The organism is Streptomyces johnsoniae (assembly GCF_031845565.1).
Classification (GTDB): Bacteria; Actinomycetota; Actinomycetes; order Streptomycetales; family Streptomycetaceae; genus Streptomyces; species Streptomyces johnsoniae.
The window spans coordinates 23,032-46,327 of record NZ_JAVREV010000028.1 but is presented as its reverse complement, the minus strand read 5'-3'; the positions used below and the strand labels follow the sequence as shown (position 1 = coordinate 46,327).

22 protein-coding genes are annotated in these 23,296 nt (G+C 72.8%); 13 read left to right on the top strand and 9 right to left on the bottom strand.

Going from position 1 to position 23,296, the window contains the following annotated elements:
* Positions 1-8: 8 nt before the first annotated feature.
* Together RM779_RS32235 and RM779_RS32230 are read right to left on the bottom strand one after the other, a co-directional pair.
* On the bottom strand, positions 9-1,028 hold the full coding sequence (locus RM779_RS32235) for a hemolysin family protein (RefSeq protein WP_311621346.1): 1,020 nt from the start codon (positions 1,026-1,028) through the stop codon (positions 9-11).
* Positions 1,025-2,353, bottom strand: a complete 1,329-nt coding sequence (locus tag RM779_RS32230) for a hemolysin family protein (protein ID WP_311621345.1) — start codon at positions 2,351-2,353, stop codon at positions 1,025-1,027. The genes RM779_RS32235 and RM779_RS32230 overlap by 4 nt, the downstream gene beginning before the upstream one ends.
* A gap of 239 nt (positions 2,354-2,592) precedes the next feature.
* Here RM779_RS32230 and RM779_RS32225 point away from each other — a divergent pair, with 239 nt between their 5' ends.
* Entirely contained in the window at positions 2,593-3,048 is a 456-nt protein-coding gene (locus tag RM779_RS32225; RefSeq protein ID WP_311621344.1) for a tellurite resistance TerB family protein, read from the top strand.
* 88 nt (positions 3,049-3,136) lie between these two features.
* Positions 3,137-3,700: a TetR family transcriptional regulator gene (locus tag RM779_RS32220; protein WP_077058341.1), complete on the top strand. Its 564-nt coding sequence runs from the start codon at positions 3,137-3,139 to the stop codon at positions 3,698-3,700.
* Positions 3,701-3,716: 16 nt separating this feature from the next.
* On the opposite strand, the gene RM779_RS32215 is transcribed toward RM779_RS32220, so the two are convergent.
* From RM779_RS32215 to RM779_RS32185, 7 genes are all read right to left on the bottom strand, one after another.
* Positions 3,717-4,646 carry a M56 family metallopeptidase gene (locus RM779_RS32215; RefSeq protein WP_311621343.1) on the bottom strand — a complete coding sequence of 310 codons (930 nt, stop codon included), beginning with the start codon at positions 4,644-4,646 and terminating at the stop codon, positions 3,717-3,719.
* Between the two features lie 6 nt (positions 4,647-4,652).
* Positions 4,653-5,081 (bottom strand): BlaI/MecI/CopY family transcriptional regulator, encoded by a 429-nt coding sequence (locus RM779_RS32210; protein WP_311621342.1) that lies wholly within the window; start codon positions 5,079-5,081, stop codon positions 4,653-4,655.
* Between the two features lie 96 nt (positions 5,082-5,177).
* Complete coding sequence (gene lon, locus RM779_RS32205) at positions 5,178-7,574, bottom strand: endopeptidase La (RefSeq protein ID WP_311621341.1); 2,397 nt, start codon at positions 7,572-7,574, stop codon at positions 5,178-5,180.
* Positions 7,575-7,703: 129 nt separating this feature from the next.
* A complete protein-coding gene (locus RM779_RS32200; RefSeq protein ID WP_311621340.1) occupies positions 7,704-8,615 on the bottom strand; it encodes a helix-turn-helix domain-containing protein in 912 nt (303 codons plus the stop codon).
* A gap of 163 nt (positions 8,616-8,778) precedes the next feature.
* The gene (locus RM779_RS32195; protein ID WP_311621339.1) at positions 8,779-9,468 is read right to left on the bottom strand and encodes a response regulator transcription factor; all 690 of its coding nucleotides are present in this window, start codon (positions 9,466-9,468) and stop codon (positions 8,779-8,781) included.
* A complete protein-coding gene (locus RM779_RS32190) occupies positions 9,465-10,760 on the bottom strand; it encodes a sensor histidine kinase (RefSeq protein ID WP_311621338.1) in 1,296 nt (431 codons plus the stop codon). Before RM779_RS32190 ends, RM779_RS32195 begins: the two co-directional genes overlap by 4 nt.
* Positions 10,761-10,767: 7 nt before the next feature.
* Entirely contained in the window at positions 10,768-13,011 is a 2,244-nt protein-coding gene (locus RM779_RS32185) for an MMPL family transporter (RefSeq protein WP_311621337.1), read from the bottom strand.
* Between the two features lie 214 nt (positions 13,012-13,225).
* Here RM779_RS32185 and RM779_RS32180 point away from each other — a divergent pair, with 214 nt between their 5' ends.
* From RM779_RS32180 to RM779_RS32135, 11 genes are all read left to right on the top strand, one after another.
* Positions 13,226-14,878 carry an acyl-CoA dehydrogenase family protein gene (locus tag RM779_RS32180; RefSeq protein ID WP_311621336.1) on the top strand — a complete coding sequence of 551 codons (1,653 nt, stop codon included), beginning with the start codon at positions 13,226-13,228 and terminating at the stop codon, positions 14,876-14,878.
* An 81-nt stretch (positions 14,879-14,959) separates the two neighbouring features.
* Entirely contained in the window at positions 14,960-15,592 is a 633-nt protein-coding gene (locus RM779_RS32175; protein ID WP_311621335.1) for a hypothetical protein, read from the top strand.
* A complete protein-coding gene (locus RM779_RS32170) occupies positions 15,592-15,963 on the top strand; it encodes a hypothetical protein (RefSeq protein WP_311621334.1) in 372 nt (123 codons plus the stop codon). Before RM779_RS32175 ends, RM779_RS32170 begins: the two co-directional genes overlap by 1 nt.
* Positions 15,964-16,171: 208 nt before the next feature.
* Entirely contained in the window at positions 16,172-16,255 is an 84-nt protein-coding gene (locus RM779_RS33835) for a putative leader peptide (protein ID WP_366510921.1), read from the top strand.
* Between the two features lie 157 nt (positions 16,256-16,412).
* Positions 16,413-18,107 carry a nitrite/sulfite reductase gene (locus RM779_RS32165; RefSeq protein ID WP_311621333.1) on the top strand — a complete coding sequence of 565 codons (1,695 nt, stop codon included), beginning with the start codon at positions 16,413-16,415 and terminating at the stop codon, positions 18,105-18,107.
* Positions 18,104-18,319: a hypothetical protein gene (locus RM779_RS32160; protein ID WP_311621332.1), complete on the top strand. Its 216-nt coding sequence runs from the start codon at positions 18,104-18,106 to the stop codon at positions 18,317-18,319. The genes RM779_RS32165 and RM779_RS32160 overlap by 4 nt, the downstream gene beginning before the upstream one ends.
* Positions 18,316-19,029 carry a phosphoadenylyl-sulfate reductase gene (locus RM779_RS32155; protein WP_311621331.1) on the top strand — a complete coding sequence of 238 codons (714 nt, stop codon included), beginning with the start codon at positions 18,316-18,318 and terminating at the stop codon, positions 19,027-19,029. The genes RM779_RS32160 and RM779_RS32155 overlap by 4 nt, the downstream gene beginning before the upstream one ends.
* 34 nt (positions 19,030-19,063) lie before the next feature.
* Positions 19,064-19,609, top strand: a complete 546-nt coding sequence (gene cysC / locus RM779_RS32150) for an adenylyl-sulfate kinase (protein ID WP_311621330.1) — start codon at positions 19,064-19,066, stop codon at positions 19,607-19,609.
* A 68-nt stretch (positions 19,610-19,677) separates the two neighbouring features.
* Entirely contained in the window at positions 19,678-20,616 is a 939-nt protein-coding gene (cysD, locus tag RM779_RS32145; protein ID WP_311621329.1) for a sulfate adenylyltransferase subunit CysD, read from the top strand.
* Positions 20,616-21,959: a sulfate adenylyltransferase subunit 1 gene (locus tag RM779_RS32140; RefSeq protein WP_311621328.1), complete on the top strand. Its 1,344-nt coding sequence runs from the start codon at positions 20,616-20,618 to the stop codon at positions 21,957-21,959. Before cysD ends, RM779_RS32140 begins: the two co-directional genes overlap by 1 nt.
* Before the next feature lie 174 nt (positions 21,960-22,133).
* The gene (locus RM779_RS32135) at positions 22,134-23,270 is read left to right on the top strand and encodes an aliphatic sulfonate ABC transporter substrate-binding protein (protein ID WP_311621327.1); all 1,137 of its coding nucleotides are present in this window, start codon (positions 22,134-22,136) and stop codon (positions 23,268-23,270) included.
* Positions 23,271-23,296: the final 26 nt, after the last annotated feature.

Here is a 23,296-nt window from a genome sequence, read left to right as displayed (position 1 = left end):
GAACCGGATCATGCAGCCGGTGCCGGTCCGACCAGCGAGGTCAGCACGTCCTCCATCGTGACAAAGCCGAGGACCGTGCCCTTTCCGCCGGTGACGGCGGCCAGGTGCGTGCCGTCCGCGCGCATGGCGGTGAGGGTGTCGTCGAGCGGGGTGTCGATCTCCACGCGGGTGACCGCGTGCAGTGCGGAGCGGGGGAACGGCTTGGTGCGCTCGGTGAGTCCGAGGCCGTCCTTGATGTGCAGGTAGCCGAGCACCGTGTCCCCCGGGCCTATGACCGGGAGCCGCGAGTAGCCGGCCGAGGTCGCGATGCGCTCCAGGCCCGCCGGGGTGATGCGGTGGTCCACGGTCGTCATCTGGCCGAGCGGGACGAGGATCTCGCCCACCGGCCGGGTGCCCAGCTCCAGGGCGTCCCGCAGCCGCTCGCCGTCCGCGGGCTCCAGCAGGCCCGCCTGGCTCGAATCGGTGACGAGCCGGGCGAGTTCGTCGTCGGTGAAGACGGCCGCCACCTCGTCCTTCGGTTCGACCTTCAGCAGCCGCAGCAGCATGTTCGCGAACGCGTTGATGCCGAAGATGACCGGCCGCAGCGCGCGGGTCAGGGCGACGAGCGGCGGCCCGAGCAGCAGGGCGCTGCGGGCGGGCGCGGCGAGGGCGATGTTCTTGGGGACCATTTCGCCGACGAGCATGTGCAGATAGGTGGCGGCGGACAGGGCGATCAGGAACGCGATCGGGTGCACGAGGCCGTGCGGGACGTGCACCGCCTCGAAGACGGGCTCCAGCAGGTGCGCGATGGCCGGCTCCGCCACCGCGCCGAGGACCAGCGAGGAGACGGTGATGCCCAGTTGCGCGGTCGCCATCATCGCGGACAGGTGCTCCAGGCCCCACAGCGTGGTACGGGCACGCTTGTCGCCCGCCTGGGCGCGCGGCTCGATCTGGCTGCGCCGCACCGAGATGAGCGCGAACTCGGCGCCGACGAAGAAGGCGTTGGTCACCAGGGTGAGGGCGCCGATGACCAGTTGCAGCGTGGTCATCGGGCGTCCTCTTTCTCCTTGGCCGCCGCGGGCGCGGTGATCGCCACGCGGTCGGCGCGGTGGTGATCGATGTCCAGAACGGTCAGCTCCCAGCCGTCGATCCTGAGGGTGTCGCCGCGGGCGGGGATGCGGGCGAGGTGGGTGGCGAGCAGCCCGGCGAGCGTTTCGTAGGGCCCGTCCGGGGCGCTCAGGCCGATGTCGGCGAGCTGGTCGAGGCGCATGCCGCCGTCGGCCTCCCAGCCGGGCCGGCCGTCGGCGGTCGGCGGCGCGGGCAGCAGGTCGGGGACCTCAAGCGGGTCGTGCTCGTCGCGGACCTCGCCGACGACCTCCTCGACGATGTCCTCCACCGTGGCGACGCCCGCGGTGCCGCCGTACTCGTCGATGATCACCGCCATCGTCCTGGTGGCGCGCAGCCGGTCGAGCAGCCGGTCCACGGGGAGGCTGTCGGGTACGAGCAGCGGCGTGGACAGCAGGTCGGTGACCGGGGTGCCGAGCCGGGCGGCCGGTTCGAGGGCCAGCACATCGCGGATGTGGACCGTTCCGATGACCTCGTCGAGGGTGTCGCGGTAGACGGGGAAGCGGGAAAGGCCCGTGGCGTGGGTGAGGTTCGCCGCGTCCGCGGCGGTGGCGTGCGCCTCCAGGGCGAGCACGTCCACGCGCGGGGTCATCACGTTCTCCGCGGTCAGGTCGCCGAGGTGCAGCGTGCGCACGAACAGCTCGGCCGAGTCGGCTTCCAGGGCGCCCTCGGCGGCCGAGTGCCGTGCGAGGGCCACCAGTTCCTCGGGGGAACGGGCCGAGGCCAGCTCCTCGGTGGGTTCGAGGCCGACGCCGCGCACCAGGCGGTTCGCCGTGTTGTTCAGGTGCCGGATCAGCGGCCCGAAGACGGCCGTGAAGCCGCGCTGCGGGCCGGCCACGACCTTGGCGACGGCCAGCGGGCGGGAGATCGCCCAGTTCTTCGGGACCAGTTCGCCGATCACCATGAGCACGACGGTCGAGATCGCCACCCCCAGCAGGGTGGCGACGGAGGAGGCCGCGCCGCCGAGACCCGCGTCCCGCAGCGGCCCGCGGAGCAGGGCGGCGAGCGAGGGCTCGGCGAGCATGCCGATGACCAGGGACGTCACCGTGATGCCGAGCTGGGCGCCGGAGAGTTGGAGCGTGAGCCGCCGTACGGCCCGCAGCGCGCCGTCGGCCCCGCGTTCGCCGGACTCGGCCGCGCGTTCCAGCTCGCCGCGCTCGACGGTGGTCAGGGAGAACTCGGCCGCGACGAAGATTGCGCAGGCGAGGGTGAGAGCCAGGGCGAGCAGGAGCAGCAGGGGTTCGGTCACCGTGCCACCCCCCAGCCCTGGCTCACTCGTGTGCGGCGGGGAACGGCACGGCTGGTACTGGGAGGTTCACCCATGGCGGGTTCGCTGCTCCTTCTCGACTGATGGGCTCGTCTGGCGTCGGCGGGCGGTGGGCCCGCCCTCCAGCGTAAAGGGCATATCAAGCCCCTTCACCGGTGCACCCTATGCTTCTACACGACTGTAGAAAGTGCGATACCGCTACGAGGACACCTGGAGTACTCATGGCCCTGTGGGACCGTGTGAAGGAATCCGCCCAGTCGATGCAGTCGCAGCTGACGGCGAAGAAGAACGACCTGAAGAGCGGCGCGTTCCGCGACGCGAGCATGGCGATGTGCGCGCTGGTCGCGGCCGCGGACGGCGAGGTGGACGCGGCCGAACGGCGCCGCGTCGCGCAGCTGATCGCCGGGAACGAGGTGCTGAGCAATTTCCCGGCCGAGGACCTCCAGCGCCGGTTCAACGAGTATCTGGACAAGCTCGCGGCCGACTTCGACTTCGGCAAGGTCGGGGTGCTCCAGGAGGTCGCGAAGGCCAAGAAGAAGCCGGCGGAGGCGCGGGCCGTCATCCAGATCGGCGTGGTGATCGGCGGCGCGGACGGCGATTTCGACGATGCGGAACAGTCGGTCGTGCGGGAGGCGTGCTTCGCCCTGGGGCTGCCGCCGCAGGAGTTCGACCTCTGAGCCCGTGGCCCGGCGCCCGGGCGCCCGACGGGAGCGGCTCCCGCCGGGCGCCCGGGCCGAACGAACCGGTTCGTATAGGTTGGGCGGCATGGACAGGGCACAGGCCAGCAGGCGTCGGCTCCTGGACGCCGCCGCTGCCGAATTCGCCGCCCACGGCATCGCCGGCGCGCGCGTCGACCGCATCTCCGCCGACGCGAAGGTCAGCAAGGCGCAGATGTACGCCTACTACGGCAGCAAGGAGAGCCTGTTCGACGCCGTCCTGGCCGACCAGGTCGCGGCCGTCCTCGACGCCGCCCCGCTCACCGCCGAGGACCTGCCCGGCTACGCCGTCCGCCTCTACGACGCCTACCTCGCCCGCCCCCGCCTCGTCCGCCTGGCCACCTGGGCACGTCTGGAACGCACCCCCGCCGGCCACCTCTTCGGCGAGGCCGGCGAGCTGCCCAAGATCCGGGCCATCTCCGAAGCCCAGGAAGCCGGGCACATCAACCCCGCCCTGTCCCCTGCCGACGTCCACTCCATGGTCATCGCCCTGGCCATGACCTGGTCACCGGCCAGCATCACCTGCACCGCGACGGCAGCCGACCCAGACGCCGACCACCAGCGCCGCCGCACGAGCCTCGCCACCGCCGTCCGGCACGCCTTCGCCCCGTGAGGCCCCGGCGGCGGGATCACAGCGGTGTGGCCGCCTTCAGGACGAAGAAGAGGGTGACCGCCGCGTTCGCGGAGGACAGGGCGGAGACCGTCGCGCCCGCCGCCGCGGTCCACGCGGCGAGGCCGACGGCCGTGAACGCCGGGGGCCAGTGCCGAGGCGCCGGGGCCGGGCCGAGGAGCGCGGCGACGCGGCGCGGCACGGGCCCCGGCGCGGCCGCGCCCGCCAGCGTCGCGGCCGGCGCGCCGCGGGAGGCGAGCGCCGCGTGCGCGATCGCGCGCGCCACCGCGCGCCGGTCGCCGACCGCGCGGGCCGCCTCCTCGTCCGCCCACCGCTCCGCGGCGTAGGCCACGGCCGTGGCCAGCGGCAGCAGGAACGGGTTGGCCCGCGCCGCGAGCTGCACCACCAGCAGGCAGCGGTGGTGCCGGGCCGCCAGGTGGGCCCGTTCGTGCGCGAAGAGCGCCCGCCGCTCCGCCGGGGCGAGCCGCGCCAGCAGGCCGCGGGAGACCACGATGCGGCCCCGGCGGCCGGGCAGGGCCCAGGCGTAGGGCTCGGAGTCGGGAAGCACCGCGACGGGGCCGCCCGGGAGACCGGCGAGCGCCCGCTGTGCGGCACGGCGCACCCGCACGTGCCGCACCAGGGTGCGCCCGCAGACGAGGACCACCAGCATCAGCGCCGGAATGGCGGCCCGGCCCGCGATCTCCTCGAACGGAACGGCCCGGCGCACCTCGGGGTCGGACCAGCCGTCGGGCAGGGGGTTGCCCGGCAGCTGGGCGGTGCCCACCACCATCACCAGGGCCAGGCACAGGGTGCTGCACACCGCGAGAACGCCCGCCACCGTCGTCAGCAGCCGGGTGGCGGCCCGCGGGTGCAGCCGCTGCTCGGCCAGCCGCGCGACCGGCCAGGCGCTCAGCGGCAGCACCAGCGGCAGGAAGACGAAGACCCCCATGACGGCTCAGCCCTCCGGTTGCTCCGCCTCGCCGTGCCCGCCCGTCCCGGGCGGGCCGGCGTCGTCCAGCTCGTTGAGCAGGCCGCGCAGCAGCCGCTCGTCGTCCGCCGAGAGCACCGTCACGAAGCTGGCCAGGACGGCCTTGCGGTCCGTCTCGCCGTCCAGGACCCGCCGCATCCGCAGCGCCGCGAGCCCCGCCTCGCCGGCGGCCGGGGTCCAGGCGAACGACCTGCCCGACTTCTCGCGCCGTACCGCGCCCTTCGCCAGCAGCCTGGTCAGCGTCGTGACGACGGTGGTGTACGCCAGGTCGCCGCCGATCCGTTCGCGCACCCAGGCCGCGCTCACCGGCCCGGGCGCGGCGCCGAGTGCGGCGAGCACCTGTGCCTCCAGCTCGCCCTGGCCGCGGCGCCGGGGGCGCGCGTGCCGGTCCTTCACCCCGCCTCCCTCACGACGACTCGCCCCGCGGCCGTCGGCGGGAGCGCTTCATAATAGGCGCCTTCCGCCGAAGGCCACGGGGCGTGCCCGCGAACGTCAGGCCGCCACGGCCACCGGGGTCCCGGCGGGCGTGAGGGCCAGATCGAGCACCTGCCGCACATCGGCGACGGGGTGCACGTCCAGCGTGGCCAGCACTTCCTCCGGCACGTCGTCCAGGTCCGGCTCGTTCCGCTTGGGGATGATGACGGTGGTCAGGCCCGCGCGGTGGGCGGCGAGCAGCTTCTGCTTCACGCCGCCGATGGGCAGCACCCGCCCGGTCAGGGAGACCTCGCCCGTCATCGCCACATCGGTCCGCACCTGCCGCCCGCTGAGCAGCGAGGCCAGTGCGGTCGTCATGGTGATGCCCGCGCTCGGCCCGTCCTTGGGCACCGCGCCCGCCGGAACGTGCAGGTGGACGCCGCGCTCCTTGAGGTCGCCGACCGGCAGCTCCAGCTCCGCGCCGCGCGAGCGCAGGTAGGACAGCGCGATCTGGCCGGACTCCTTCATCACGTCGCCGAGCTGCCCGGTCAGGGTCAGCCCCGCGCCGCCGGTCTCCGGGTCGGCCAGGGACGCCTCGATGTACAGCACGTCGCCGCCGGTGCCGGTGACCGCGAGGCCGGTGGCCACGCCGGGCACCGCGGTGCGCCGTTCGGCCGGCTCCTGTGCCGCCTCCGGGGTGTGGTGCGGCCGGCCGATCAGACCGCGCAGGTCCGCCTCGGTGACGGTGCACGGCAGGGTCAGCTCGCCCAGCTCGGCGCGGGCCGCGACCTTGCGCAGCAGCCGGGCGACGGTGCGTTCCAGGCTGCGGACGCCGGCTTCCCTGGTGTACTCGCCGGCCAGCTTGCGCAGGACGGCGTCCTGAACCGTCACCTCGTCGGGGCGCAGGCCCGTGCGCTCGATCTGCCGCGGCAGCAGGTGGTCGCGCGCGATGGTGACCTTCTCGTCCTCGGTGTAGCCGTCGAGGCGCACCAGGTCCATCCGGTCGAGCAGCGGCTGCGGGATGGCCTCCAGGACGTTGGCCGTGGCCAGGAACACCACGTCCGACAGGTCGAGCTCGACCTCCAGGTAGTGGTCGCGGAACGTGTGGTTCTGCGCGGGGTCGAGCACTTCGAGGAGGGCGGCGGACGGGTCGCCCCGGTAGTCGCTGCCGACCTTGTCGATCTCGTCGAGCAGAACGACCGGGTTCATCGAACCGGCCTCCTTGATCGCCCGGACGATGCGTCCTGGCAGCGCGCCGACGTAGGTGCGCCGGTGGCCGCGGATCTCCGCCTCGTCGCGGACGCCGCCGAGCGCCACCCGCACGAAGTTGCGGCCCATCGCGCGGGCCACGCTTTCGCCGAGGCTCGTCTTGCCGACGCCGGGCGGGCCGACGAGGGCCAGCACGGCCCCGCCGCGGCGCCCGCCGATGACGCCGAGGCCGCGGTCGCCGCGGCGCTTGCGCACGGCCAGGTACTCGGTGATCCGTTCCTTGACGTCGTCCAGGCCCGCGTGGTCGGCGTCGAGGACCGCCTTGGCGCCCGGGATGTCGTAGGCGTCCTCGGTACGTGTCTGCCAGGGCAGGTCGAGCACGGTGTCGAGCCAGGTACGAATCCAGCTGCCCTCGGGGCTCGCGTCCGAGGACCGTTCCAGCTTGTCGACCTCCTTGAGCGCGGCCTCGCGCACCTTCTGCGGCAGGTCGGCGGCCTCGACGCGGGCCCGGTAGTCCTCGCCCTCGTCGGCCGCGTCGCCGTTGAGCTCGGCCAGCTCCTTGCGCACGGCCTCCAGCTGGCGGCGCAGCAGGAACTCGCGCTGCTGCTTGTCGACGCCGTCCTGCACGTCCTTGGCGATCGACTCGGCCACGTCCTGCTCGGCCAGGTGCTCGCTCAGCAGGCTGACGGCCAGCTTCAGGCGCTCCACCGGGTCGGTGGTGCGCAGCAGCGTGACCCGCTGCTCGGTGCCGAGGAACGGCAGGTAGCCCGCATTGTCCGCGAGCAGCCCGATGTCCTCGATCTGCTGCACCCGGTCCACGACCTGCCAGGCGCCGCGCTTGCGGAGCCAGTTGGTGGTGAGTGCCTTGTATTCCTTGGCCAGCTCGGCGACGGCCCCGGGCAGCGGGCTCGGCGCGGTCTCCTCGACCGCCGTGCCCTCGACCCACAGCGCGGCGCCGGGACCCGTGGTCCCCGAACCGATGCGGACGCGGCGCACGCCGCGGACCAGCGCGCCCGGGTCGCCGTCGGCCAGCCGGCCGACCTGCTCGACCCGGCCGAGCACACCGATGTCGGCGTAACGGCCGTCCACCCGCGGCACGAGCAGCAGCCGCGGCTTCTCCCCGTCGGGCGCGGCGACCTGCGCGGCCTCGACCGCGGCGCGCACCTCGGCGTCGGACAGCTCCAGGGGCACCACCATCCCTGGCAGTACCACCTCGTCATCGAGCGGCAGCACCGGCAGGGTGAGTACATCGAGCGTCGAAGTCATGACCTCTCCCTCGGCAAGCAAATTGAGCTATGTCGGCTCAATGCCAAGGGCGGACCGGATGTTCCCCGCGGCCCACGATGTTCGCTGTGGGCGATATGCCCGTGCCCGTGCTCGGGCCCGAAGCACGCGTCAGGTCTCGCGCCTGATGCGGTTCAGGAAGTCGCGGGTCTCGGCCGGTGGGTGGGCCTCGACGACCAGGCGGTTCATCATGTGCCGGTACTGCTCGATCTCGCACGGCTTGTCCGGGTAGACGCCGCCGGTGAGCTGCTCCAGGTAGACCACGTCGGGCAGCTCGCCGCCCGGCGGGCGCAGCACGGTCACCGGGCCCGCTATGGCGGCGTGCCCGCCGGCGGTGAACGGCACCACCTGGATGGTGACGTGCGGCAGCACCGAGATTTCGATCAGGTGGTCGAGCTGGCGTCGCATCAGCGCCGAGTCGCCCATCGAACGCCGCAGCGCGGCCTCGTCGATGACGACCCACAGGTGCGGCGGGCTGGCCCGGTGCAGGATCTGCTGGCGCGCCATGCGCAGCTCGACGCGGCGCTCGATCCGCTCCTCGGTGTCCTCGGGACCGAGCAGCACCACGGCGCGGGCGTACTCCTCGGTCTGCAACAGCCCCGGGACGAATTGGAGTTCGTAGGCGCGGATGACCACGGCCGTCTGTTCGAGGCCGAGGTAGACGTTCAGCCAGGAGGGCACCACGTCGTAGTAGATGTGCCACCAGCCCGGCGTGTTCGACTGCCGGGCCAGCGCGAGCAGGGTGTCGGTCTCGGCCTCGTCCGTGACGCCGTACAGGGCGAGCAGATCCGCCACGTCGCGCGCCTTGAAGCCGGTCCTGCCCATCTCCAGGCGGCTGATCTTGGAGTGCGAGGCCCTGATCCGCGTGCCGGCGTCCGCGCCGGTGATCCCGCGCGCCTCCCGCAGCTGCCGCAGGCGCGCCCCCAGGACCATGCGGGGCACGGTCGGACCCGTCTGCTGGTAGTCAACGGTACGAGCGGTACTGCGCTCGCCGACGGACCCCTCGTGCTTCAACACGCCCATGCCCGCTCCCATCGCAGAGGCCGCGAACGCCCAACTGTACTAAGGTTCCCCGCTCGATCAGATAGGGCGGTCGCGGGCTTTTGTCCACTGCGGCGGACACGGCCTGTCGTCGAGGAAGCTACCACCAGCCGCTGTCCGGGCCGTTCGGACCGGCGTCCCCGGCTCAAGGGCGGTCGGTACCGCCGTCGGGGCCGGCGGGGGCCAGGCCCGTCCGGTAGGCGATGACGACGAGTTGCGCCCGGTCGCGGGCCTCCAGCTTCGTCATGGCGCGCTGCACGTGGGCGCGGACGGTGAAGGGGCTGAGGAACATCCGCTCGGCGATCTCCTGGTTGGACAGGCCGGTCGCGACCAGAGCCACCATCTCCCGTTCGCGCGGGGTGAGCACGGCGAGCTGTTCGGGCCGGTGCGACGGGGCGTCGTCCGGGGTGGCCAGGAAACGGGCGACCAGGGAGCGGGTCGCGGCGGGGGACAGCAGAGTGTCGCCGCCCGCGATGGTACGCACGGCGTTCAGCAGGTCCTCGGCCCCGATGCCCTTGCCGATGAAGCCGCCGGCCCCCGCGCGCAACGCCTGGGCGACGTACTCGTCGGTCTCGTACGTGGTGAGGATCAGGATGCGGCTGGCCCGCAGTTCCGGGTCCGCGCAGATCTCCGACGTGGCGGTGAGACCGTCCACCTCCGGCATCCGGATGTCCATGATCACCACGTCCGGGCGCAGCTCCCGGGTGAGTCTCACCGCCTCCCTGCCGTCGGCGGCCTCGCCGACCACGGTGATGTCGTCGGCGGTGTCGAGAAGCATCCGGAAGGCATCGCGCAGCAGGGCCTGATCGTCGGCGAGCAGCACCCGGAGCGTCACGGCGCGTCCCCGGCCTCTGTGTCGGCCACTCGCCCCTCGACGGCCGTTGCCCCGTCGGTCCTCCGCGCCGTGTCCTTGGCGGGCGGCAGGGGCAGCTCGGTGGAGACGAGAAAGCCGCCCTCCGGGCGCCTGCCAGCGGAGAGGTGCCCCCCGACCGCGGTGGCACGTTCACGCATCCCGATCAGACCGTAACCGGGCGGACGATCCTGCACCGTGGACGCGCTCGGTCCCGTGCCCGCCGTCGGCGCCGTACGGGCGCCCCCTCCGTCGTCGGCGACCGTGATGGTGACGCGGTCGCGGTGCCAGGCGAGGCCCACCCGGGCGCTGCCGGTACCGGCGTGTTTGGTCACGTTGGTCAGAGCCTCCTGGACGATGCGGTAGGCGGTGAGGTCCACTCCCGGCGGCAGCGGCCTGGCCGTGCCCTCCTGGTGCACCGACACCTCAAGACCCGCGCGGCGGAAGGACGCGAGGAGCGTGGGGAGCTGGGACAGCCCGGGCGCCGGTTCCGCGGGCGTGGCCGCGTCCCCGGACTGACGCAGCAGACCGACTGTGGCCCGCAGATCGTCGAGCGCGTCGCCGGTGGTCTCGACAAGCTGCTTCAGGCTCTTGCGGGTCTGCTCGGGGCGGGCGTCGAAGAGGTGGGCGGCGACCGTGGCCTGCGCGTTGGCCAGGGTGATCTGATGGGCCACGAGATCGTGCAGCTCCCGGGCGATGCGCACCCGTTCCTCTGCCACTCTCCGGCGTGCCTCGCTCTCCCGGCTCTTCTCGGCCCGCCGGGCCCGCTCCTCCACGGCCGCCAGGTAGGCCCGCCGGTTCTGCACCGAGTGCCCGAGCACGCCGGCCACCAGCGGGAACGCCGCCACCGCTCCCATCCTGCTCGCGTCCTTCCAGGAGAGGGCCCCGAACAAGGGGGTGAAGGCGACCAGCAGCGCCGCGGAGGTGAGCGCCACCGCGCTCACCGCGTGCCGTTCGGTGCGCACGGTGAGCGAGTAGGCGGTGATCACGGCGGGGGCCACGATGAGCGGGCTCAGCAGGAGGCCCAGGAGCGGCACCAGCATGCCGCTCGCGGTCGTGGCCGCCATGGCCGCCAGGGGCGCCCGGTGCCGCACCGGCAGCACGGCGCAGGACACCACGGCGATGAAGTAGGCGGCGGCCGACGGCGGTGACAGCGTGCTGCCGTCGTCCTTCACCACGCCGCCGAGCAGACAGAGCACGAACGCCGTGGCCGTGATCGCCCCCTCCCGCCACCATGTGCGGCGTGATCGCGGACCACGGCCACCCGTGTTCGTCATGGCGGGCTCAGTGCCGGCCGGCGGGGAGCTGCGGCGGCGCCGTGTCCTGCTCGGCCGCGGAGGCCGGGACGTGCCTGCTCAGGTCCGCACCCTCGATGTCCACATTCGGCAGCACACGGTTCAGGATACGGGGGAGCCACCAGGCCCGGTCGCCGAGCAGTGCCAGGACCGCGGGCACGACCGCCATCCGGACCACGAAGGCGTCGAAGGCGACGGCGGCGGCCAGGCCGACGCCCATCGTCTGGATGGTCGGGCTGCTCATCCCGATGAATCCGGCGAACACGCTGACCATGATGATCGCCGCCGCGGCCACCACACGTCCGCTGTGCCGGAACCCGTTCACGATGGCCTCGCCGGGGGACGCGCCATGGACGTAGGTCTCCCGCATCCGGGTGAGGAGGAAGACCTCGTAGTCCATGGCGAGGCCGAACACGATCCCGATGATGAGGATCGGCATCAGCGACATGACAGGTCCGGTCTGCTCGATGCCGAGCAGGTCTGCCGCCCAGCCCCATTGGAAGACGGCGACGAGGACGCCGAAGGCGGCACCCACCGACAGCAGGAAGCCGAGCGCGGCCTTGACCGGCACCAGGACCGAGCGGAAGACCACCGTCAGCAGGAGCACCGCCAGGCCGATGACCACGGTCAGATAGGGGATGAGGGCGTCGGACATGGCTTCGGAGATGTCGATGTTCATCGCGGTGGTGCCGGTCACCAGGACGTCGGCGCCCGTGCCGGTCTCGACGCCGGAGACCGCGTCCCGGATCGCGTGCACCAGGTCCTTGGTCTCGGCGCTGTTCGGCGCGGTCTGCGGAACGGCGGTGAGAACGGCCGTGTCCTCCGCCTGGCTGAGAACCGGATCGCCGACCGACGCGACCCCGTCCACGCCCCGTACGGTCTCGATGACCAGGTCCGTGGTGGCCCGGGTGTCCGCGGACTCCGACGTGTCCACGACCACGGTCAGGGGGCCGTTGAAGCCGGGGCCGAAGCCTTCCGACAGCAGGTCGTAGGCGCGGCGCTGGGTGGTCTCCACCGACTTGGCCTCGTCTCCTGGCAGCCCGAGTTCGAGGCTGAGCGCCGGTAGGGCGACGGCGCCGAGACCGAGTCCGGCGACCAGCAGCACGGCCACCGGCCGGCGCAGCACGAACCGCGCCCAGCGGGTGCCGAGCCCCGGCCGGCCGGCCGCGGTGGGCACCGCGTGCGGACGTTCGCCTCCCGGCCGGGTGGCCTTGCGGACACGGCGGGACAGGACCCGCCGGCCGAAGTAGCCGAACAGCGCGGGGACCAGGGTCAGTGCGACGAGTACCGCAAGGGCCACGGCGCCCGCGCCGCCCATGCCGATCTTGGTGAGTTCGGGGATTCCGACGACCCCGAGACCGACCAGGGCGATGAAGACGGTCGCGCCGGCGAAGACGACGGCGGAGCCGGCCGTGCCCACCGCCCGGCCTGCGGCCTCCTCCGGCTCGCTGCCCCGGGCCCGCTCGTCGCGGAAGCGGGAGGTGATGAAGAGTGCGTAGTCGATGCCGACCGCGAGCCCCAGCATCAGCGCCAGGATGGCGACGGTGGACGTCAGGCCCAGCGGCACGGCCAGCGCGGAGACCAGGCCGAAGGCGATGGCCACGCCCACGAACGCGGTCAGCAGGGACAGACCGGCCGCGACCAGCGACCCGAGGGCGACGACCAGCACGACCGCGGCCACCGCCACGCCGATGATCTCCGTCGTACCGCCCGGTTCCTCTTCGGCGTCCAGGGCCGAGCCGCCGATCTCCACGGTCAGCCCCGTGTCCCGGGCCTGGCCGGCGGCGTCCTCCAGGGCGCTCTTCGTCGACTCGGTCAGGTCGACGGTGTCCGCGGTGTAGGTGATCGTGGAGTAGGCGATGGTGCCGTCCTCGCTGACCGCGCCGGTCTCATAGGGGTCGGTGGTCGACGCGACCTGATCGCCCCCGCCCAGCGAGCCGAGCGCGTCCTCGACGGCCGCCCTGTTCTCCCCGGCCGTCACCTGCTGCCCGTCCGGCGCCTGGAACACCAAACGGGCCTCGGCACCTTGGGAGTTGCTCTCGGGGAAGCGCTGGTCCAGCAGGTCGAACGCCTGCTGCGACTCGGTGCCTGGCATGGAGAGGTCCTCTTCCTCCCCGGCCGGCGCCACGGCGGCGGCGACGATGGCCAGCAGCAGACCGCCCAGCCACAGACGAAGCACGAGCCGCCGCCGCCGGAAGGACCACCGTCCGATCCGGTAAAGAAATGTCGCCATCTGCTGATCACTCCAGACACCGCGAGGCAAGGGGAACGTGCGGGATTCGCACGCCTCCCACACTCCCCGCCGGCGCCCGGCCCGGCATCGTTCCCCGTCGCCGTCTTCGCCTGGTGCGGCAGGACCAGGCACGCACGTGTCCTGGTGCCTGCGCACCACATCGGTCGAAGGAACGGGTGATGACTCCTGGCGGGCGCGGGCCTACGGTTACGGCATGACGCGCAGCACTCACTCGGTGACGAATCAGGTTCCGCCCCTGGTGGGGTACGACGTCTTCCGCGGGGACGCGGCCCTGGCCGAGGCGTTCGCCCGGCACGTGGGGCCCGCGCACGCCGAGGAGGCGACCGCGGAGCTGAGCGCGCTCGGCGAGGCGGCGGGCTCGGCCGAGGCGCAGGAGTGGGGAGCGCAGGCGAACGCACATCCGCCGGCGCTGCGCACGCACGACCGCTACGGGCACCGGATCGACGAGGTGGACTTCCACCCGGCGTGGCACCGGCTGCTCGAGCGGGCCGTCACGGCGGGGCTGACGGACGCGTGGTCGCGGCCGGACGGCCAGCTGCGCCGCGCCGCCGGGTTCCTGGTGTGGACGCAGGTGGAGGCCGGGCACGGCTGCCCGGTGTCGATGACGCACTCGGCGGTGCCCGCGCTGCGCGCCCAGCCCGAGCTCGCCGCGGTCTGGGAGCCGCTGCTCACCTCGCGGACGTACGAGCCCGGGCTGCGTCCCGCGGGCCGGAAGGCGGGCGTGCTCGCGGGCATGGGGATGACGGAGAAGCAGGGCGGCTCCGACGTGCGGGCCAACACCACGCGCGCCGAGCCGCTCGCCGAGCCCGGCGCCTACGCCCTCACCGGCCACAAGTGGTTCTGCTCCGCGCCGATGTCGGACGCGTTCCTCGTGCTCGCCCGGGCGCCGGGCGGGCTGACGTGCTTCCTGCTGCCGCGGGTGCTGCCCGACGGCACGCGCAACGCCTTCCGTATCCAGCGGCTGAAGGACAAGCTGGGGAACCGTTCCAACGCCTCGGCCGAGGTCGAGTTCGACGGCGGCACCGTGGCGTGGCGGGTGGGCGAGGAGGGGCGCGGGGTGCCCACGATCATCGAGATGGTCGGCGCCACCCGCCTGGACTGCGTCGCGGGCTCGGCGGCGATCATGCGGCAGGCGGTGGCCCAGGCCGTCCACCACGCCGCCCACCGCGAGGCGTTCGGCGGGAAGCTGATCGACAAGCCCCTGATGGAGAACGTGCTCGCCGATCTGGCGATCGAGTCGGAGGCGGCGACCGCGCTCACGCTGCGGCTCGCCGCGGCGTGCGATGCCGCGGCCGCGGGCAGCGCGCAGGACCGGCACCTGCTGCGGCTCGCGGTCCCGGCCGCCAAGTACTGGGTGACCAAGCGCTGCACGCCCCTGGTGGCGGAGGCGCTCGAATGCCTGGGCGGCAACGGTTACGTGGAGGAGTCCGGCATGCCGCGGCTGCTGCGCGAGTCGCCGCTGAACTCGATCTGGGAGGGCTCGGGCAACGTGCAGGCGCTGGACGTGCTGCGGGCGCTCCAGCGGGAGCCCGGGGCGCTGAACGCGTTCCTCGCCGAGGTGGGCCGGGCGGCCGGTGCGGACCACCGTCTGGACGCGGCGATCAAGGCGCTGCTGACGGAGTTGTCGGACCTGGACGGCGTCGAGGGGCGAGCGCGGCGCCTGGTGGAGCGGCTGGCCCTGGTGCTCCAGGGTGCGCTGCTGGTCCAGCACGCCCCGCCCGCGGTCGCGGACGCGTTCTGCGCCGCGCGTCTCGGCGGCGAGGGGGGCGCGGCGTTCGGAACGCTGCCGCGGGCGGCGAGCCTGGCCGCGGTCGTCGAGCGGGCCCGCCCCGTTGACGGCACGTAACGCAAGAGGTTTGCCGGGACAAGGGCCGGTAAGGCGCAGTCATGACAACCCGCGGGAGAGGTTCTCTACGAAGGGGAAGTCATGATTGCAACGATTATTATCCTGGCCGCTGTCGCGGTCGCCGTGGTCGTGCTGCTCCTGGCTCTGCCGACCGTCGGTCCGGGCAACGGCAGCCTTCAGCGCCGCTTCGGGCCCGAGTACGAGCGGGCGGTCACCCGGCACGACGGCGACGTGAAGGCGGCGCGGAAGGATCTGTCCGAGCGGGTGCGCCGGCACGGCCGCCTCAGGGTGCGGGCGCTGTCCGCCGGGGAGCGTGAGCAGTACGAGCTGAAGTGGGCGCGCGTCCAGGAGCGTTTCGTGGACTCGCCGGTGTCGGCGGCGGCCGAGGCCGATCACCTGCTGACCCAGCTCGTCCACGACCGCGGGTTCCCCTCGGACGCGTACGACGACCAGGTGGCCGCGCTGTCCGTGCACCATCCGCGGCAGGTCGAGTCGTACCGGCGGCTGCACGCGCTGGCCGCACGCGCCGATGCGGGGGGCACGGGCACCGAGGAGATGCGGGAGGCGCTCCTGCGCGGCCGGGACCTGTTCCGCGAACTGGTCGCGGCCGGGCCCCAGGACAGCGCCGAGCACCGGGCCGGTCCGCGGCGGATGCGGATACGGCGCTCCGGTCACCCGGAGCGGCAGGACGCGGCGACGAAGGGTGGTGCGTGATGGATCTGCACAAGGCGGGAACGGACGCGTACGGCGCCGCGGACACGTACCGCACCGGGGCCGACGCGGGCGCGGGACTCCAGGCCGAGGTGCCGGCGAACAGCCCGGCGCCGCTGATCCCGCAGCCGGAGGCCGACCGGCTCACGGCGGGGCTGCACCACGCGGTGGTCGGCTTCGTCGACAGCCCGGAACGTTCCCTCACGGAGGCGGACTTCCTGCTGGAGGAGACCGTGGCCCAGCTCACGGAGGCGTTGAGCACGCGGCGCAGGGACCTGCGCGGCGGGTGGCAGGAGGAGGGGAAGGACACGGAGCGGCAGCGGGTGCTGCTCCTGGATTACCGCGAGCTGGTGGAACGTCTGCTCGGCGTCTGACCACACCGTCCCCCCACGAGGCGGCCCCGGGGCATCTGCCCCGGGGCCGCCGCCGTGTTCCCTGCCGCTGTCCGGCCGCCGTCCGGCCGCCGTCGCGCGCGGGCGACCGAGGGTGACGAAATCTTCACGCGTCTCGGATAACGGGACAGCATTGTCCACATAGCGGATATCAGTGGACTCGGGCGTCACCGCGTGCCACTCTGCGGTCATGTCACGAGCTGGAGTCACCTTGGTGAGTCGGCGCCATGTCGACCTCGGTCGGATGTCCAGCGCCATCTGTCCGGCCTGCTGAGAGCCGCAGCACCGAGCCGGTAATCCCCCTGGCAACCCCCTCCCGGAGTGCGGGAGTTCCCCCGCCGCCCACCGTTCCACTCTGCCCTGACGCCCGCAGCGCCGCGGGTGGCCGCCGGGCGGAGTCGCCCTGCTGCCCGCAGAAGGATTGCGTGACGATGTCCGAGCCTGCCAGGAAGCCCGCTGCCCCGACCCGCCGCAAGGCCGGCCGCCACCGCGGTGAAGGCCAGTGGGCGGCCGGCCACTTCACTCCGCTCAACCCCAACGAGCAGGTCAAGAAGGACGACGACGGTCTCAACGTGCGGACACGCATCGAGACGATCTACTCCAAACGAGGCTTCGACTCCATCGACGGCCAGGACCTGCGCGGCCGGATGCGCTGGTGGGGCCTGTACACCCAGCGCAAGCCGGGCATCGACGGCGGCAAGACCGCCATCCTCGAACCGGAGGAGCTGGACGACGAGTACTTCATGCTCCGCGTCCGCATCGACGGCGGGCGGCTGACGACACAGCAGCTGCGCGTCATCGGCGAGATCTCCCAGGAGTTCGCACGCGGCACGGCCGACGTGACCGACCGGCAGAACATTCAGTACCACTGGATTCGCATCGAGGACGTGCCGGAGATCTGGCGGCGGCTCGAAGGCGTCGGCCTGTCGACCACCGAAGCCTGCGGCGACACCCCGCGCGTCATCGTGGGCTCCCCCGTCGCCGGCATCGCGGAGGACGAGATCATCGACGGCACGCCCGCCATCGAGGCGATCCACCGCCGGGTGATCGGCAACAAGGCGTACTCCAACCTGCCGCGCAAGTTCAAGACCGCCGTCTCCGGTTCGCCACTGCTCGACGTGGCGCACGAGATCAACGACGTCGCGTTCGTCGGGGTGCGCCACCCCGAGTACGGGCCCGGCTTCGACGTCTGGGTGGGCGGCGGCCTGTCCACCAACCCCAAGATCGGCGTGCGGCTGGGGGCGTGGGTGCCGATCGAGGACGTCGCCGACGTTCACGAGGGCATCGTCGGCCTCTTCCGGGACCACGGCTACCGGCGGCTGCGCAACCGCGCCCGCATCAAGTACCTCGTCGCGGACTGGGGACCGGAGAAGTTCCGCCGGGTCCTGGAGGACGAGTACCTGCTGCGCCGCATGGCCGACGGTCCCGCGCCCGAGGCGCCGGTGCACCACTGGCGCGATCACGTGGGCGTGCACCGCCAGCGCGACGGCCGGTACTACGTCGGCTTCGCCCCGCGGGTGGGGCGCGTCGACGGCGCCACGCTCGCCAAGATCGCGGACCTGGCCGAGGCGCACGGCTCGCGGCGCGTCCACACCACCGTTCAGCAGAAGTTGCTCATCCTCGACGTGGCCGAGGAGCAGGTCGCCCCGCTCACCGAGGGACTCGCCGCGCTCGACCTCACCGCCAGCCCCTCCGCGTTCCGGCGCGGCACCATGGCGTGCACCGGCATCGAGTTCTGCAAGCTCGCCATCGTGGAGACCAAGGGCCGCGGCGCCTGGCTGATCGACGAACTGGAGCGGCGCCTCCCCGGCTTCGACGAACCCCTCACCATCAACATCAACGGCTGCCCCAACTCCTGCGCCCGCATCCAGACCGCGGACATCGGTCTCAAGGGACAGCTGGTCACCGACGCCGACGGCAACCAGGTGGAGGGCTACCAGGTCCACCTCGGCGGCGCCCTCGGCCTCGAACCCGGCTTCGGCCGCAAGGTCCGCGGGCTGAAGGTCACCGCTGCCGGGCTCGCCGACTACGTCGAACGCGTGCTCCGCGCCTTCCAGGAACAACGGGAGCCCGGCGAGCGCTTCGCCCAGTGGGCCGCGCGCGCCGACGAGGAGTCCCTGTCGTGAGCGAGAGGGCCGCCCCGTTCTACTGCCCCTACTGCGGCGACGAGGACCTGCGCCCGAGCGAGCAAGGGCACGGCACCTGGGAGTGCGCGGCCTGCAACCGCGCCTTCCGGCTGTCCTTCCTCGGCCTGCTGACCCGCGGGCTGACCGGGCGGCAGGAGCCGGAAGGGCCCGCAGGGCCACCCGCCGGACGAGCTGAGGAAGGGACAAGATGACCGCGATCACCACCGGGCGCCCCCGGGCCGAGGAACTGCGCGCGCTCGCCGAACGCGCCGGCCGCGAACTCGAAGGCGCGCCCGCGCTCGACATCCTCGGCTGGGCTGCCGAAACGTTCGGCCCGCGGCTGTGCGTCACCTCGTCGATGGCGGACGCCGTCGTCGCGCACCTGGCCGCGCGCGCCCTGCCGGGCGTGGACGTGCTGTTCCTCGATACCGGCTACCACTTCCCCGAGACCATCGGCACCCGCGACGCCGTCGAAACCGTCCTCGACGTCAACGTCATCACGCTCACCCCCCGCCGTACCGTCGCGGAGCAGGACGCCGAGTTCGGGCCGCGGCTGCACGAGCGGAACCCGGACCTGTGCTGCGCGATGCGCAAGGTCGAGGTTCTGGAGGCGGGCCTCGGCTCCTACGACGCGTGGGCCACGGGGCTGCGCCGCGACGAGTCGCCCACGCGGGCCGGGACCCCGGTCGTCGGGTGGGACGCCACACGCGAAAAGGTGAAGATTGCCCCGATAGCTCTCTGGACGCAGGCGGATGTGGAAGCCTATGTGAGAGAGCACGGGGTGCTCACCAATCCGCTTCTCCAGGACGGCTACGCCTCCATAGGGTGCGCCCCCTGCACGCGCCGCACGGCGGAGGGCGAGGACGCACGGGCCGGCCGGTGGGCCGGGATGGGCAAGACCGAGTGCGGGCTGCACGGCTGAGGCCGGGATGACGCCGACGACGAGGAACCACGAGATGAACGCGACAGGGCAGGGCGCCACCATCTGGCTCACCGGCCTGCCCAGCGCGGGCAAGACCACCATCGCCCTGGCGCTGGCCGCCCGGCTGGCGGACGAGGGTCACCGCGTCGAGGTGCTCGACGGCGACGAGATCCGCACCTTCCTCTCCGCGGGCCTCGGCTTCTCCCGCGAGGACCGGCACACCAACGTGCAGCGCATCGGATTCGTCGCCCAGTTGCTCGCCTCGCACGGAGTGAAGACGCTCGTGCCGGTGATCGCCCCGTACGCGGACAGCCGCGAGGCGGTGCGCAAGCGCCATCAGGCGGCCGGCACCGGCTACGTGGAGGTGCACGTCGCAACGCCCGTCGAGGTCTGCTCCGTACGCGACGTCAAGGGCCTGTACGCCAAGCAGGCCGCGGGCGAACTGTCCGGGCTGACCGGCGTGGACGACCCGTACGAGATCCCGGCCGACCCCGACCTGCGCATCGACGCCCACCAACAGACCGTCGAGGACTCTGCCGCCGCCCTGTACGCGCTGCTGCGCGACCGGCGGCTGCTGTGAGCTCAAGGGAGCACACCGTGACCGGCACACCGGCAGCGGGGGGCAGCAGCGAGCGAAAGGAAGAGAGGATGACCGTGACGGCACGGCGGCCCGGTGCCGCCACCGGAAGCCCGTACGCCCTTCCCCACCTGGACGTGCTGGAGTCCGAGGCAGTGCACATCTTCCGCGAGGTCGCAGGCGAGTTCGAGCGGCCGGTGATCCTGTTCTCCGGCGGCAAGGACTCCATCGTGATGCTGCACCTGGCGCTGAAGGCGTTCGCGCCCGCGTCGCTGCCCTTCGCGCTGCTGCACGTGGACACCGGGCACAACTTCCCCGAGGTCATCGCCTACCGGGACCGCGTCGTCCGGCAGCACGCGCTGCGCCTGCACGTCGCCTCCGTCCAGCGGTTCATCGACGACGGCAGACTCCGCGAACGGCCGGACGGCACCCGCAACCCGCTCCAGACCGTGCCGCTGCTCCACGCCATCGACAGCCGGCGCTTCGACGCCGTCTTCGGCGGCGGGCGGCGCGACGAGGAGAAGGCGCGGGCCAAGGAGCGGGTGTTCTCGCTGCGCGACGAGTTCGGCGGCTGGGACCCGCGGCGGCAGCGCCCCGAGTTGTGGCAGCTGTACAACGGGCGGCACGCGCCCGGCGAGCACGTCCGCGTCTTCCCCCTGTCCAACTGGACGGAGCTGGACGTCTGGCAGTACATCGCGCGGGAGAAGATCGAGATTCCGGAGATCTACTACGCCCACGAGCGCGAGGTCTTCCACCGCGACGGCATGTGGCTGGCCGCAGGCGAGTGGGGCGGACCGCGCGAGGGCGAACGGGTGGCCCGCCGCCTGGTGCGGTACCGCACGGTCGGCGACATGTCGTGCACCGGCGCGGTGGACTCCGACGCCGAGACCACCGAGCAGATCATCGCCGAGATCGCGGCCTCCCGGCTCACCGAGCGGGGCGCGACCAGAGCCGACGACAAGCTGTCCGAGGCCGCCATGGAGGACCGCAAGCGCGAGGGGTACTTCTGATGAGCGCCGACACGCACGCCGTCGAGGCGCTGTACACGACCGCGCTGCTGCGCTTCGCCACCGCCGGCTCCGTGGACGACGGGAAGTCCACCCTGGTAGGCCGGCTGCTGCACGACTCAAAGTCCGTGCTGACCGACCAGTTGGAGGCCGTCGAGCTGGCCTCGCGCAACCGCGGCCAGGAGGCCGTGGACCTGGCGCTGCTCACCGACGGGCTGCGCGCCGAGCGCGAGCAGGGCATCACGATCGACGTCGCCTACCGCTACTTCGCCACCGTGCGCCGCCGGTTCATCCTCGCCGACACCCCGGGGCACGTGCAGTACACGCGCAACATGGTGACCGGCGCCTCCACCGCGGAGCTGGCGATCCTCCTGGTCGACGCGCGCAACGGCGTGGTCGAGCAGACCCGCAGGCACGCCGCGGTCGCCGCGCTGCTGCGGGTCCCGCACGTCGTCCTCGCCGTCAACAAGATGGACCTGGCCCGGTACGACGAGCAGGTGTTCGCCCGGATCGCCGGGGAGTTCACCGCGTACGCCACCTCGCTCGGCATCCCCGAGATCACCGCCATCCCCATCTCCGCGCTGGCCGGGGACAATGTGGTGACCCCCTCGGCCCGCATGGACTGGTACGGCGGCCCGACCGTGCTCGAACATCTGGAGACCGTGCAGGTCGGCCACGACCCGGCCGAGGACCCGGCGCGCTTCCCCGTGCAGTACGTGATCCGGCCGCAGACCCCCGAGCACCCGGATTTCCGCGGCTACGCGGGGCAGATCGCCTCGGGTGTGCTGCGCGTCGGCGAGCGCGTGACCGTGCAGCCCTCGGGCCGCACCAGCCGCATCGAACGGATCGACGCGCTGGGGCAGTCCGTGGAGACGGCCTGGGCGCCGCAGTCGGTGACCGTGACGCTGACCGACGACCTGGACATCTCCCGCGGCGACCTGATCGCCCCGGCCGACGGTGCGGCCGTTCCCGTGCAGGACATCACCGCGACCGTGTGCCACCTGCACGACCGGCCGCTCCGGCCGGGCGCCCGCGTGCTGCTGAAGCACGCCACCCGCACGGTGAAGGCGATCGTCAAGGAGATCCCGTCCCGGCTGACGCTGGCCGACCTGTCCCAGCACCGCGATCCCGGCGAGCTGGTGGCCAACGACATCGGCCGCGTGCGCGTCCGCACCGCGGAGCCGCTGGCGTTGGACCCGTACGCGGCATCCCGCGCCACCGGCTCGTTCCTGCTGATCGACCCGGCGGACGGCGCGACGCTCACCGCGGGCATGGCGGGCGAAGCCTTCGCCGAGAGCGCGGCGGCCACGGCGGCCGGGGACCCCGCCGCCGAGTGGGACTTCTGACCATGACGGGCAACGTGTTCGCCACGTTCGCCAAGGAGGGCGGGCGCGTCGGCAGCGGTGCGCTGGGCAGCGGACAGGGCGGTATGGGCCGATGTGCGGACTGACGCGCTCCCCCAATCCCGCTCCCGCCCGCCTCATCCCCGAACCCCCGGGTTCCCGGAAGGAACACCCCCCATGACCAGCGTCCGTTCCCTGCCCGCGAGACGGCCCCGCCGACTGCTGTCCGCCGCCGCGGCCCTGCCCCTGCTCGTCGGTGGCCTCGCCGCCTGCGGCTACGGCTCCGAGGCCGAGGACGACGAGCCCGCCCCCTCCGGCGGCGCGGGCGCGGGCGAAGCCCTGTCGGCCGACGAGGTCAGCATCGGCTATTTCGCCAACATCACGCACGCCACCGCCGTGGTGGGCCTTCAGGACGACGGCCTGATCCGGCAGGAGCTGGGCGGCACCGAGGCGAGCACCCAGGTGTTCAACGCCGGCCCCTCCGCGATCGAGGCGCTCAACTCCGGCGACCTGGACGTCACGTTCATCGGCCCGAACCCGGCGATCAACGGCTGGGCGCAGTCCGGCGGCCAGAGCCTGCGCGTCGTGTCCGGCGCGGCCTCGGGCGGCGCCTCCCTCGTCGTCGACCCCGACGTCGTCCGACGCGTCGACGACCTCGCGGGCGCCCGCATCGCGACCCCGCAGCTCGGCAACACCCAGGACGTGGCCCTGCTCAACTACCTGGCCGACGAGGGCTTCGAGGTCAACCCGCAGGACGGCACGGGCGACGTGGAGGTCTACCGCATCCCCAACTCCGAGATCCCCGCGGCGTTCGACGGCGGCGACATCGACGGCGCCTGGGTCCCCGAGCCCACCGCGGCCAATCTCGTCAGCCGCGGCGCCGAGACGCTGATCGACGAGGGCGAGCTGTGGGAGAACGGCCAGTACGTCGTCACCCACGTCATCGCCTCGCAGGACTTCCTGGCCGAGCACGAGGACGTGGTCGAGGCCATCGTGCGGGGCGTGGTGCGCACCAACGCCTGGATCAACGAGCACCCCGAGGACGCGAAGGCGCAGTTCAACGCGGAGCTGGCGGCGCTGCCAGGCGGCAGCGAGCTGCCCGCCGAGGTGCTCGACCCGGCGTTCGCGCACGTCGAGTTCCTGAACGACCCGCTGGCCGCCACGCTCCAGGCGGGCGCGGAGCATGCGACCGACGCCGGGCTGCTGGAGGACACGGACCTCACGGGCATCTACGACCTGTCCCTCCTCAACCGCGTGCTGGCCGAGGAAGGGCTGCCGGAGGTCACCGACGACGCCGGTCTCGGCGTCGAGTGACGGCCCCGCCCCACCCACCTCAGGAG

Bases quoted from the DNA above. Each gene is read 5' to 3' on its own strand.
- RM779_RS32235 (WP_311621346.1), bottom strand. From the start codon at position 1,028: ATGACCACGCTGCAACTGGTCATCGGCGCCCTCACCCTGGTGACCAAC.
- RM779_RS32225 (WP_311621344.1), top strand. From the start codon at position 2,593: ATGGCCCTGTGGGACCGTGTGAAGGAATCCGCCCAGTCGATGCAGTCG.
- RM779_RS32220 (WP_077058341.1), top strand. From the start codon at position 3,137: ATGGACAGGGCACAGGCCAGCAGGCGTCGGCTCCTGGACGCCGCCGCT.
- RM779_RS32215 (WP_311621343.1), bottom strand. From the start codon at position 4,646: ATGGGGGTCTTCGTCTTCCTGCCGCTGGTGCTGCCGCTGAGCGCCTGG.
- lon (WP_311621341.1), bottom strand. From the start codon at position 7,574: ATGACTTCGACGCTCGATGTACTCACCCTGCCGGTGCTGCCGCTCGAT.
- RM779_RS32200 (WP_311621340.1), bottom strand. From the start codon at position 8,615: ATGGGCGTGTTGAAGCACGAGGGGTCCGTCGGCGAGCGCAGTACCGCT.
- RM779_RS32190 (WP_311621338.1), bottom strand. From the start codon at position 10,760: ATGACGAACACGGGTGGCCGTGGTCCGCGATCACGCCGCACATGGTGG.
- RM779_RS32185 (WP_311621337.1), bottom strand. From the start codon at position 13,011: ATGGCGACATTTCTTTACCGGATCGGACGGTGGTCCTTCCGGCGGCGG.
- RM779_RS32180 (WP_311621336.1), top strand. From the start codon at position 13,226: ATGACGCGCAGCACTCACTCGGTGACGAATCAGGTTCCGCCCCTGGTG.
- RM779_RS32175 (WP_311621335.1), top strand. From the start codon at position 14,960: ATGATTGCAACGATTATTATCCTGGCCGCTGTCGCGGTCGCCGTGGTC.
- RM779_RS32170 (WP_311621334.1), top strand. From the start codon at position 15,592: ATGGATCTGCACAAGGCGGGAACGGACGCGTACGGCGCCGCGGACACG.
- RM779_RS33835 (WP_366510921.1), top strand. From the start codon at position 16,172: ATGTCACGAGCTGGAGTCACCTTGGTGAGTCGGCGCCATGTCGACCTC.
- RM779_RS32165 (WP_311621333.1), top strand. From the start codon at position 16,413: ATGTCCGAGCCTGCCAGGAAGCCCGCTGCCCCGACCCGCCGCAAGGCC.
- RM779_RS32155 (WP_311621331.1), top strand. From the start codon at position 18,316: ATGACCGCGATCACCACCGGGCGCCCCCGGGCCGAGGAACTGCGCGCG.
- cysC (WP_311621330.1), top strand. From the start codon at position 19,064: ATGAACGCGACAGGGCAGGGCGCCACCATCTGGCTCACCGGCCTGCCC.
- cysD (WP_311621329.1), top strand. From the start codon at position 19,678: ATGACCGTGACGGCACGGCGGCCCGGTGCCGCCACCGGAAGCCCGTAC.
- RM779_RS32140 (WP_311621328.1), top strand. From the start codon at position 20,616: ATGAGCGCCGACACGCACGCCGTCGAGGCGCTGTACACGACCGCGCTG.
- RM779_RS32135 (WP_311621327.1), top strand. From the start codon at position 22,134: ATGACCAGCGTCCGTTCCCTGCCCGCGAGACGGCCCCGCCGACTGCTG.